This window comes from Pseudomonas sp. Irchel 3E19 (assembly GCF_900187585.1).
In the GTDB taxonomy this organism is placed as follows: domain Bacteria; phylum Pseudomonadota; class Gammaproteobacteria; order Pseudomonadales; family Pseudomonadaceae; genus Aquipseudomonas; species Aquipseudomonas baetica.
Map to the genome: position 1 here is coordinate 16,911 of NZ_FYDT01000034.1, position 12,777 is coordinate 29,687.

The window sequence follows — 12,777 nt, forward strand, 5'->3', positions numbered from 1 at the left end:
TCAGGCCCCGGTCTCCCCGCTGTCATGCAGCGCGGCGGCCATGCCCGGAGGCGAGAGATAGGCTTCGGCAGCGCTTGGCTGCGGTTCGAGGTCGTTGTCGACAATGCCTTGCAGCACCTGGCCGACATACGCGGTGACCTGGCTGATGCTCTGCCCCGGCTCGATAAACAGGTGATTGCCTTCGAATGCCTTGAAGGTGAATTGCGCGTTGCCCAGCTGTCGCCAGTCGCGCACATCGCGCTCCGGCACCTGGATGTCCCCCAGGCCATGCAAGCCGGAAATCGGCAAGGCCAGGGGCGCTAGCGTGCCCGGCCGGAACCGGTCGACCATCTCGAAGGTAGCCACCAGCGAGGGCAACTGCGCATGGATCAGCTCGCGGCTGAAATTGAACACCCCGGCCTGCTTCATGGAGGACTCGAGGGCGTCGATCAACTGGCCGATCATCGGCTCGGCGCCGGGTTGGCAAATGTCGTCCAGCGAAGGCATCCGATCCAGGCCGTGCTGGCGATAAACCGTGAGCATGTCGTGGATCACCGGGTTGACCGCTCGCCCTGGTGCCGAAAAGGCCGCCACAAACAGATGCCGTGGCAATGGCTTGCCGACCGCCCGCAGATGCAGGCACCACACATACGCCATCAACGCTCCGGCACTGTGGCCATACAGGGCAAAGGGCTGGTCCAGCTCATCGCCCAGGACTTCGGTCAAAGTCGCCGCCAAGGTCCACATATCTTGCAGCGGCCGTTCACGCAGGCGGTCGCCACGGTTGGGCAGTTCGATGGGACGCACCTCCACATAATCGGGCAGCAACGCCTGCCACTCCTTGAATACCGTGGTGGACAGGTGAGCGTAGGGGAAGCAATACAGACGAATCCGGTTCCCCGGTCGCGCCTGCCCTCGCAGCCAGAGACGCTTGTCCCTGGACCAGGATTTGAGCTCGGTAAAGGGTGGATACGTGCTCTCGACCACCGGCGTTACAGCATGGGTTTTATTCGGTCTCTCGATGCCCGTCGGCTCACTCGGCCGCACCTGCGCCAGCAACTGGCGCAGGGTCATCTTGAACAGGCCGCTGATGGCGATCCGCTGATGGTCCAGGCGTTTCTGCAGCTTGATCAGCATCAGCGAATCCATACCCAGTTCCAGCAGCGCCTTGTCCAGGTCGATCTCGTCGGGGGTGCATTCCAACAGGTCGGCGATGATCGACAGCAAGCCGTCGCCGGACAGCCCGTCCGCCTCGGCCAGCCGTCTCTGTACCGCTTCGGACAGTTCACGATTGCTGGTCGCCAGTTGCTGCAGGCTGGCGCGGGCGCAACCGATCGGGCTGTCCCCACGGCTGTCCAGCAGCGCCCAGGCGGTCTGGAAACGCCGCACGCCACGGGCCGGGGCCGCGTCGTCCGCCGGCCCGTGCAGCAGGTTGACCAGGCGATAGGTCTCATCCCGGCGCAACGGACCGTTGAGATAAATGTCCTCCATGCTCGTGGTCATGTAGGGCACGTTGTGCTCGCTGTCGGCCAGCAGGATCGCCGGCTGCAAGGCCGCGTCGATCAGCCCCGGGTGGGCGCCGCAGGCATAAGCGCCGGGCTCGAACCGCGGGGTCAGGCTCGACAGGCTGAAGCGTTCGTGCAACTGGCACTCGTCGATGGCCCGCACGAAGCCGTCGGCGGGAAAGCCCATCTGCTCGTAGCGGGCGTAGAACGCCGTCCGGTCCAGGGTCCGCAGCGGCTTGCCAGGGGCTTGCAGCACCGCCGCCAGGCGTGCCTGCACCGGGTTGTCGGCCTGGGCCTGGGTGGCAAAGTCCACCAGGGCTTCGGCCGTCTGCACCCAGGCGCCCGGTTGTTGGGCCAGGGCCCGATAATCGAAGCGCAGGCGATAGGCCTCCTCTGCCTGGGGTTCGATGCTTATCCGCACGTCGGTGGTGAGGTGATGGGCGATCAGCAGCGGCGCCTGGAAGTCGAAACGGCTGACATGCAGGCTACTGCGTCCGAAGCGCTCGCGGAACACCTGGTAGAGCGCCTCCAGGTAGAAGCCGACATGGAAGTTGCCGGTGTCCAGCAAGCCCGGGGTCGTCGGCGCCAGGGTCAACAGCGCTTCGCGGGTGGCGCTGCCCTGCCCCGTGTAGGCAATGTTCAGGAAGGCAGTGGGGGCAACGGCCTCGACGGGGGCGGCAACAGCCGGCGCGCGCCGCGCCCAATAGGCCTTGAGGGCCAGCCGGGGTTGCGGGTACCGGGCCTGGAACAGCCGTTCGCGTTCGGCGGCAGGCACCGGCGTGTGCCCGGGCATGTCCGCCGACGTCAGCACCACATGGGCATTGACCCCGCCAAAGCCGAAGGAGCTGACCCCGGCCACCCGCCCCGCCCCGTCCCAGTCCAGCGGGCGGTCCGGCAGGCGGAACGCCGGCCGGGTCGGCGCCAGCAGCGGATTGAGGGTCGTCAGGTGGTTGTTGCCGGGGATTTTCCCCAGGTACAGGCACAAGGCGGCCTTGATCACGCTGGCGATGCCCGCCGCGGGTTCCAGGTGGCCGATATTGGTTTTCAGGCAGCCGAGGATGCAGCCTTCGCCGCTGTCGCGGCCTTCGTTGAAGACATTGCCCAGGGCCTCTATTTCCACCGGATCGCCCAGGTAGGTGCCGGTGCCGTGGGTCTCGACGTAGCCGACCCGGGCCGGAGCCAGGCCGGCGCGCTGGAAGGCCTGGCGGATCACTTCCTCCTGGGCCAGGCCGTTGGGCGCGGTCATGCCGTTGCTCTTGCCGTCCTGGTTGACCGCGGAGCCGGCAATCAGCGCGTACAGCCGTGCCTCGGGGTGTTGCGCCAGGTGCTGGCGGGCGTCGGCCTGGCGTTGCAGGACGATCATGCCCACGCCCTCTCCCGGCACGTAGCCGTCGGCCTTGGCATCGAAGGTCTGGCAGCGCCCCGACGGCGACAGCATGCCCGAGTCCTGCAGCAGCCGGGTCAGGGCCGGGCTCAGGTTGAGGCTGACACCGCCCACCAGGGCGAAGTCGATCTGCCCGCCGCGCAGGTACTGGCAGGCGATATCGATGGCCACCAGGGTCGAGGAACACGCGGTGTCCAGCACCAGGCTGGGGCCACGGAAACCGTAGTGGTAGGACAGCCGGTTGGCGGCGATGGAGCCGGCGTTGCCGGTGGCGATGAACAGCGCGTTGTCCTTGTCGTAGTCATTGGCGAACTGCATGTACTCGCTGGCGTATTGCGCGATGAACACCCCGGTGCGCGCAAAGCACGGATGGTCCTTGATCTGCGCATCCTCGATGGCCCGGTGGGCATTGAGCAGCAGCAGGCGCTGCTGGGGGTCCATGAAACGCGCTTCGCGCGGCGAGATATTGAACAGGCCCGGGTCGAACAGCTCGATGTCGTCCAGGTAGCCGCCATGGATGCCCTGCAGGTCCTGGTCGCTGAAGCTGTCGCCCAGGCCCAGCAGGTCGCGCCGGGCCCGGGGGTAGTGGCCGACGCCGTCGAAACCGGCGCACAGTTGCTCCCAGAACCTTGGCAGGTCGGGTGCCTTGGGGAACTGCCCGGACATGCCGACGATGACGATCGCGGCATTGTCCTCGGCCTGGGCCACAGGTGTCTGGCCGCTGGCTGCCGGAGCCGCTGCGTGGCGCTCGTCCAGCGGCCCCGGCTCGCGGTTGGCGGCGATGTAGTCCGCCAGGGCGCGGATCGTCGGGTAGCGGAAGATCGCCGATGGCAGCACCTGATAGGCCAGGCGCTGGGACAGGCTGGCGAAGAACGCCAGGGAGTTGACCGAATCCAGGCCGATCTCGGCGAACGTCTGGTCCGGGTGGATATCCTCCAGCCCCAGCAGCCGTTGCAGTTCGTCGCGCAGCAGCGCGCCGATATCGAAGGGCTCGCCCGCTGCCGTGCGGGCGGGCGTCGTGGCCTGGGTCGCCGCCGGCGCGCGCAGGCGCTGACGATAGTGGGCGAACACCGGCAGGCCTTGGATCGCCGGGTTGATGGCGGCGAAGCGCTCCCAGTCGGCATCGAACACAATGCACTCGTCGATGGCATTGGCCAGGATCCGCTCGAGCAGCGTCACCCCTTGTTCGGGCGTCAGCATGCGCATGCCCAGGGCATCGAAGAACGCCCGGTGATTGTGCGCCACCGCCATCCCGGCGCCGTCCCAGTCGGTCCACTGGATCAGCTGCGCCGGCAAGCGCCGTTGCCGGCGCTCGGCGGCGAAAGCCACCAGGCCGGCGTTGGCGGCGCTGTAGGCACTCAGGCCGTTGCCCTGCATGCCCTCCACCGCCGAGATCGACGAGAACAGGCAGAAGTAACGCAGCGGATCGCCCAGGGTGAGGCGCTCCAGCAGTTGCGCCCCCAGCAGTTTCGGCCGCACCACGTCCGCCAGCAGCGTCGCCGAGGTGGCCTGGATGGCAATGGCCTCGGTGGTCACGCCGGCCAGGTGGAACACCCCGGTGATCGGTCCGCCGAGCAGCGGACGCAGCTCGTCCAGTTGCCGGGCCAGGGCGGCTTCGTCGGTCAGATCCGATTGCACATAGTGCAGCCGGACGCCCTGCTCCCGCGCCCAGCTGTCGATCAGCCCCTGCACCGTGGTGCCGGCGCTCAGGCTGGGGTGCCGCAGCTGTGCCGACAGCGGTTTGCGACCGATGACGATCAACGATTTCAGGCCTTTGCCCACCAGCCAGCGCAGCAGCGTCAAGCCGATGCCGCCAAAACCGCCGGTGACGATCATGCTGCCCGACAGGTCCAGCGCCGGGTCCGCCGCGGGGTCGCGGGCGATGTCCAGCGGTTGCAGGGCCTGGGTCAGCCATTGGCCGCCTTGCCAGCGCAGGCGCAGGTGCGCCTGCCGGCAATGCAGTTGCTGGCGGATCTGCTCCAGGCGCGGGCTTTCCAGGCTGTCGGTGTCCAGTACCAGGCTGCCGAGTTCCGGGACTTCGTAGCGCAGGAAGCTGAAGTACTTCGCTAGGCTTTCCTGGACCGCGTCGGTCCGGCCGTCCCGGGTGATGTTCAGCAGCACCAGCTTCAGGCCCTTGCGGGTCGTGGCCAGGCTGGCCAGCGCCTGCACCCGTTGGGTCAGGGCCGCGGCCTGCCGGGCGAAGCACCGCTCCAGCCCCGCGCCCGACAGGCCCGACAGCGCTGTATACGGTTGCACCAGCACCAGGGTATCGGCCTGGCTGTCCTGGATCAGCCGCGCCATACGCGGCTCGTCGCACGCCTCGGTGCACAGGCTGACGCCCGGCTGCGAGGCCCAGGGTTGCAGCAGTGCCTGGTCCTCGCCGAACACCAGCACCTGGCGCGGGCCGGCCTGCACCGGGTCGAGCCGGGCTTCGACCCAGCGCGTCTGCATCAGCCAGTGGTCGAGGTTATCCGCTGGCGTCGCGCTCTGGAGCGGATTCTGGCGCGGGCTGGGCTCCAGCCCCGCCAGTTGGTCGGCGATCCAGTGGCGCTTGGTCTGGAACGGGTACACCGGCAGCGGCACGCAACGGCCGGGAGCCGGGCTGCCCGGCCATTGCATCGGTAGCCCGGCCACCCAGGCCTGAGCCTGGCCATCCAGGTCGTCGGTGGCCGGGGCACTGGCGCCACGGTCCAGACTGTCGGCCTGGTACAGGCCGGGGATCGGGGCGCCGGCACCCTGCTCCAGCCAGCTGCGCAGGCGCGCACGCGCCTCCTGGCGGTCGGCCACCACCATGGCCAGGCGAAAACGCAAGGCCGCCCGGTGATGGGCCAGGGTCAAGGCGATGTCGTTCAAGGCATGCCGGTCGTTGGCCGGGTTATCGAGGAACTCCAGCAGGCCCCGGGCCTGCTCTTTCAGCGCGCCCGTCGCCTGGGTGCTGAGCAGCAGCACGCAAGGACTGTCCGGGGTCGCTGGCGTGGCGACGGTCTCGGGGGCCTGCTCCAGGATCATATGCACATTCACCCCGCCCGCGCCGAACGAGCTGATCGCCGCGCGCCGCGGCACTGCCCGGCCCTTGCGCTCGAGCACCGGCCATGGCATCGCCCGCTCGGGGATATGCAACCCGGCTTTGGCGAAGGGAATATCGCTATTGAGCGGCCCATGCAGCAGGCTCGGCACCAGGGTGGCGTGCTGCAATTGCAGCACGGTCTTGGTCAACTGGGCGATCCCGGCGCTGGCCTCGCCATGGCCGATGGAGGCCTTGACCGAACCCAGGGCCCGCGGGACAGGTTCCTCGCCGCCGGCCACATAGGCGTCGATCAGGCCCTGGATCTCGATGGGGTCGCCCAGGGCCGTGCCGGTGCCGTGGGCCTCGATGTAGTTGATGGTGTCCCGCGGCACGCCGGACCGCGCCAGCGCCGCATTGATCGCCTGGGTCTGGCTGACCGGGTTGGGCACGGTAAAGCCCTGGGTCTTGCCGTCGTGGCTGACCCCGCTGCCCCTGATCAGCGCCAGGACCCGGTCGCCGTCCCGCACGGCATCGGCGTAGCGCTTGAGCAGCACCACGCCGACCCCTTCGCTCGGTACATAACCGTCGCCACCGGCGGCGAACGCCCGGCAGCGCCCGTCGCTGGCCGCGAAGCCCGCGGCGCACAGGGTCAGGTATTTGCTCGGGTGCAGGGTCAGGTTCACCCCGCCGGCCAGGGCCGCGCGGGTTTCGCCGTTGCGCAGGCTTTCGCAGGCCAGGTGCAGGGCGTACAGCGATGAGGAACAGGCGGTGTCCACCGTCAGGCTGGGGCCGGTGAGGTTGAAGAAGAACGACACCCGGTTGGCCACGGAGAAGGTCTGCGACCCCGCCGGATAGAATGGAGCCCAGCCCTTGAGCGCATCGGCCCCCACCAGTTGGTAGTTGTTCACGCTGACCCCGGCGAACACCCCGAAATCCCGGGGCTTGGCCTGCCAGCGCGGCCCCAGGTAGCCGGCGCTTTCCAGGCAGTTCCAGGCCATTTCCAGGAACAGCCGTTCCTGGGGGTCCATGAACGCCGCGTCCATGGCCGAGACATTGAAGAACGGCGCGTCGAACTGGCTGACGTCCCCCAGGAAACCGCCCCACTTGCAGTAGATCGCGTCGGCGCGGCCTTTGGCCCCCGGGTTGAAGATCGGCCGGTAGTCGAAACGCTCCAGGGGGATTTCCGTCACACAATCGACGCCATCGCGCAGGTTCTGCCAGAAGGCTTCCAGGGTCTGGGCCTGCGGATAACGGCCGCTCATGCCGATGATCGCGATGCTGTCGTCGAGGGGCGGCTCATTGCCGGTCTTGGCCGAGGGCGCGCTGGCGCTGCTCTCGATCTCTGCCTTGACCTCGGCAGCCGGCACGGCACGGCCCGGCCGCGTCTCCAGGTAGCCACTGAGTTCGCTCAGGGTCTTGTACTTGTAGAACAGGGTGGCGTCGGTCTCGCCGATCCAGGCGCCGACCCGCTGGTTGAGCTTCATTATCGTCACCGAGTCCAGGCCCAGGCTTTCGAAATCCCCATGGGGGTCGAGGCGCTCGGGGCTGATGCCGGTGATCTCGAACAGCGCCTGGGCCAGGTGCTCGAAGGCTGTGGCCCGGACCGCCGGCTCTGGCGTGGCGGCCGTTGCCTGTAGCGTTGGCGTGGCCTCGACAATGTTCGCCTTGGCCCGGGGCTCGAACCAATAGCGTTCCCGGGCAAAGGGATAGCCCGGCAGGCTGATGCGCCGTGGCCGGTACTCATGGCTGGCCGTGGCTTGCAGCAGGCGCCAGTCCACGGCGGCGCCCTGGGACCAGAAGCGCAGCACTTGGTCGAAGCGTTGCCGCTCGAGCCAGGACTTCACCAGCAGCTGGATATCCGCCTCGGCCAACTGCCCTTGCAGGGCTTCGCCGCCTGACGGGCGTTCGCCGACGAACACCTGCTGTTCGCGCAGGCGCGCCAATGCCGGAGCGTCGAGCACCTCGACGGCGAGGAACAGCTGCAGTTTCTCCGCCAGCTGCGCCAGGGAGTCCACCAGCAGCCCGAGGCGCTGCCGATGCGCCTCGCGCCCGGTCTGCAGGGTGAACGCCAGGTCCGCCAGCCGGCGCTGACGGGCGTCCGCGGCCGGCGCCTCGTCCAGCAGGCCGGCGACCCGCGCGCCCAGCGCCCGGGCCAGGCGTTGCAGCTGCGCCTGGCTGGCGGCGGACAGCGGGATCAGCAACGGCCGTGGCGCGACCGCGCCCTGGTCCTCGGCCTGCAGGTATTCCTGCAACAGCACATGGGCATTGGCGCCGCCGGCGCCGAACGAAGACAGGCCGGCCAGCCGTGGCAGGGCCTCGCCCCCCCGCTGCTGCGCCGGCCAGTCGTCCAGTTGCTGCTGCACCACGAAGGGCGAGGCGGCGAAGTCGATCCGTGGGTTGAGGGTCGCGCTATGCAGCGAAGGCACCCGCTGGCGGTGCTTGAGCTGCAGCAGCACCTTAGTGATCCCGGCGATCCCGGCGGCGCTTTCGCAGTGGCCGATATTGGATTTCACCGAGCCTATGGCGCAGAACTGGCAATCCTCGGTGTGGGGCCGGAAGGCCGCGCCCAGGGCGGCGATTTCAATCGGGTCGCCCAGGGCGGTGCCCGTGCCGTGGGCTTCCAGGTAGCTGATCTGGCGTGGGTCGATGCCGGCGCGCCCATAGGTGCGGGCGATGACCTCGGCCTGGGGCTTGACCCCCGGTACCGAATAGCCGGCGGACTTGCCGCCGTGGTTGATCTCGCAGGCCTTGATCAGCCCGTAGATATGATCGCCATCGGCCTCGGCCCGGGCGCGCGGCTTGAGCAGCATGGCGCCGACCCCCTCGCCCGGCACATAGCCGTCGCCACCTTCGCCGAAGGCCTGGCAACGGCCTTCGCTGGAAATGAAGCGCCCCTGCCCCAGCATCAGGTATTTGTTGGGGTGCAGCGACAGGTTCACCCCGCCCACCAGGGCACTGCCGCAATCGCCCCGCTCCAGCGCGCGGCACGCCAGGTACAGGGCGGTCAGTGACGACGAGCACATGGTGTCGATGGCCATGCTCGGCCCGGTGAAGTTGCACACGTAGGACACCCGGTTGGCAATGCTCGAGGCACTGCCGCCCAGGGCCATGGGGTTGCCAAGCACCGTCTGCTGCGCGCCGTACAACTGGTACTCCTGGTACATCACGCCGACATAGACCCCGACATCCCGCGCCAAGCCCTGGCGGGTGTAGCCGGCATCTTCCAGGGCATGCACCGCGCACTGCAGGAACAGCCGCTCCTGGGGGTCCATGAACGCCGCCTCGCGGGGGGTGATGGCGAAGTAGAAAGGGTCGAACTGATCGATATCCTCGAGGAAGCCGCCCCAGCGGCCGTAGGTCTTGCCCGGCTGGTCCTTGTCCGCGTCGAAGAAAGCTTCATGGTCCCAGCGCGTGGCGGGAATCGGGGTGATGCTGTCGACGCCTTGGCTCAGGTTGCGCCAGAACTGCTCCAGGTCGGCGGCCCCCGGATAACGTCCGGCCAGGCCGATAATGGCGATGTCGTCCTGCTCTGGCGGCGTCACGGTCTCGGCCCGTGGGCGGGAGAAGTCGGCGTTGCTCAGGCGCGCCGGGTCGCTCACTTGCCTGACCGACGCATTGCGGATGCTGGCCAGGTGTTCGCCTTCGAGCGACAGCACATCGACGTCGAACGCGATATAGCCGGCCTTGGCCGTGCGCAGGCGATTGACCAGGTAGACCGTGGACGGCAGCGGCTTGGCCTGGACGATGGCTTCGATTAGCAAGGGCACATACATGCTCGACTGTGGCTGGCCGAAGTCCGGGTCGCGAAAGAAGAAGCAGCCGTTGAGCAGCAGCGGGTCGAAGCCGTAGTGGCTACGGCCGCCCTTGACCCGGGGGGCGCCGAGATCGACCTTGCTCACCAGCAGGCCGTCGCCGTCGGTGTAGGCCTCCTGGATGGTGCGCACCAGCGGGCCCACGGTGAATTGCGGGATACGCCGGTAGGACTGCTCGATCGCCGCGTCAGGCAGCCGCGTCAGCCCCGCCAGCAGGCTGTCCGGTGCCTGGTGGCGGGCCTCGAAGCGCACCCCGAGGCGCAACTGCCCGACACAGCAGGGTTCGAGGGCCGCCCCCGGGTCGCGGCGAAAACCGACGCTGAACGCCTCGCGCCGGGGCTCCAGGGTCACCGCCAGTTCAACGGATTCACCGGCCTGCAAGGTGATGGGCCCGCCCAGCAAACGCACGTTGCCCAGGCTCAGGGGAAAGCTGTCGGCGCCCCACTGCTGCACACAGGCCTCGATGGCCAGGCACGGATGGGTCACCCCCATCAGGGCCGGCGTGCCGAGTACCAGGTGGTCTTGCAGATAGGCTTCCTCGGCGACGAAGCGCTGGGTCCAGGCCGCGCCTTGCTGCACTGGCGGCTCCGGCTCCGTCGCCGGGCCCGGCGCCACGCCATGGTGCTGCTGGAAGAACGCCCCCAGCTCCTGCAAGGTGGTGTGCTCGAACAACAGGGTCGGCGACAGTTCCAGCCCCAGGGCCTGGCTGGCATCGGCCACCAGATCGAGCAAGTCCGCCGAGTCCAGCCCCAGCTCGTAATAGCCTTTGTCCAGGGCCACCTGGGCCAGGCTGGTGCCCAGCTTGTCGGCGATCAGCCGCAGCAGCCTGAGCAGCACCGGATGTTCGCTGCCATCGGCCGCTGCCCGCGGGCCGGGTTCGAGGGTGGGCGCCGGCGCCGCTATCGACGGTTGATGAAGGTCCTGCCCGGCGCGCACCCGCTTGGCGGTGAAGCGCTCTATCTGGGCGATTTTCTCGCCGCTGGCGGCGAAAAACTCCAGGGTGAAGACCACCAGCTCCCCTTGCACGTTGACCGAATCGGCCTTGATCCGTACCCGGCATTGCGCGGTGATCGGCGCCACCGCGCTGAAGCCCTGGAACAGCAGCGGCAGGTACAGGTGGTCCGGAGGTAGCGAGTGCTCGCCGTCCCGCAGTTCCAGGGCCTGGGAACTGATGGCGGCGCCGTCGAGCAGCGCCGGGTGGAACAGGAACCGCGCGGCATCGGGCAGCGCCAGCGGCCCCAGGCCCAGGTCGGCCAGCAGGCCTTCGGCGCCGATGTTGATCTGCCCGCGCACCTGCATGTAGTCCTCATGCACCAGTTGCTGGTCTCGGCACTGCCCATAGAGGGTCTCCATGGACAGCTCCCGGGTAGCGCCGGCGGCCTGGGGCGCGAGCCGTTCGCCCGGGGCGAAAGCCGCGGCGCCGGTGTATTCGAGTTGCGCCGTGGCATAGGGCCGGGCCTGGCCGTCGGCGCCCGGGTCTTCGACCACCAGGCTGTAATGCCCTGGGCCATCGCGAAACAGCGCGACCCGCACCACCCGTGTGCTGCCCGTCTCTTCGAGGGCCAGCGGGCGGTGGATGCGCAAGGTCTGCAAGCGGTGCTCGGCGAACGCCAGGTCATGCTGGCGGCACAGCTGATAAATCAGATCGATATAGGCCAGTCCCGGAAACACCGGGCGCCCGTGCACCCAGTGGGCGCCGATGACGGGGTTGGCGCAAGACAGCGAAATCTTGCTCTCGGCCAATAGAGTGCGCATCAGAGTTGCTCCCAGATCATGGAGGTGGCGTTCGCGCGGTCGCGGGCCAGCGGTATCGGTTTCAGCGTCGCCGCCGGGGCCTGGCCCTGGCACTGACGGTGCAGGATCGGCGCCGCCAGGGGCTGGCGCCTTGCGGGTGTGGCGGGGGTTTCGGGGCTCTGCAAGATGGCATGCACGTTGTTGCCGCCATCGGCGAAGCAGTTCAGGGCGATCCGCAATGGTTGCCCCGCGGGCAATGCCACCGCGTTGCGCGGAAAGTAAAAGGCCGAGCGTTCGAGGTCGAAATGGCGCAATGGCTGTTGCCCCGAGAGGAACGGCACCAGGCTGCGGTGCTGGATCATCAGCACCGCCTTGATGAAACTGGCGATGCCTTCGGCGCACAGCGGATGACCGATATTGGGCTTGATCGAGCCCAGCCCGCAGGGGCTTTCGGGGCTGTGTCCGGCTCCGGCGCCAAGGCCGTACACCGCATCGATGGCCTTGAGCTCCAGCAGGTCGGTGACCTGGGAACCGGAACCGTTGACCTCGATGTAGTCGATCTGCCCGGGCGTCAGCCCCGACTGGCCCAGGGCCTTGCCCATCACTGCCTTCTGGCGCTGCACATTGGGCGTGGCCGGGCCGGCGGTGCGCCCGTCGTTGTTGCTGGCCAGGGCGCTGAGCCGGGCATACACGGTGTCGCCATCCTGGCGGGCCCGGGCCGCGGTCTTGAGCAGCACCAGGCCGACGCCTTCGGCCAGCACGATGCCGTCGGCCCGCTCGTCGAACAGGTGGAACTGCGCCCCGCCGCTGAGCAGACCGCGCTGCTGGAACAGCCCGTGGGTGCGCTCGCCGTCCAGCAGGCTGACCCCGCCGACCACCGCCGCGTCGATCTCGCCGCTGCGCAGGGCCTGGACGGCCATGCCCATGCCCACCAGTGCCGAGGAACAGGCGGTATCGATCACCATGCTCGGGCCGCTGAAGTCGAAAAAGTGCGAGAGGTTGGCCGCCAGGTAATTCTGCCCGGCCACCACTATGGGGTTGCGCGCCTTGCCCAGGGCCTCGGGGTCCAGGCTGCTGCGGGCGCGGCCGCCCAGGTAGACGCCGATGGCGCTGCCGCGGGTTTCCTCGACCCGGTAGCCGGCATGGGCCCACAGGTTCAGGCACTCCTCCAGCACCAGCAGGGCCTGGGGGTCCATGGCGTGGAAATCTTCCTCGGGAATGTGGAAGGTCTGGCGATCGAAAAGATCGTGGTGCTCCAGCGTGCCGGCCAGGTAGTGCCCGCCGTGCGGCCAGCGCCGGGAAGGCACGGGCGCCAGGGCGCTGCGCCCTTCCTTGAGCAGGCGCCAATAGTCGTCG

2 protein-coding genes (1 of these 2 cut by a window edge) are annotated in these 12,777 nt (G+C 68.4%); both read right to left on the bottom strand.

What is annotated here, in order from left to right; all coding sequences use genetic code 11:
* Positions 1-11,442 (bottom strand): beta-ketoacyl synthase N-terminal-like domain-containing protein, encoded by an 11,442-nt coding sequence (locus CKW18_RS20230; protein WP_095190423.1) that lies wholly within the window; start codon positions 11,440-11,442, stop codon positions 1-3.
* Positions 11,442-12,777, bottom strand: the end of a protein-coding gene (locus tag CKW18_RS20235) for a beta-ketoacyl synthase N-terminal-like domain-containing protein (protein WP_095190424.1). It continues 5,708 nt past the right edge of the window; only the last 1,336 of its 7,044 coding nucleotides appear in the window; its start codon lies off the right edge, out of view; the stop codon is at positions 11,442-11,444. The genes CKW18_RS20230 and CKW18_RS20235 overlap by 1 nt, the downstream gene beginning before the upstream one ends.

Excerpts from the sequence above, each read along its gene's own strand:
- CKW18_RS20230 (WP_095190423.1), bottom strand. The coding sequence starts at position 11,442 with ATGCGCACTCTATTGGCCGAGAGCAAGATTTCGCTGTCTTGCGCCAAC.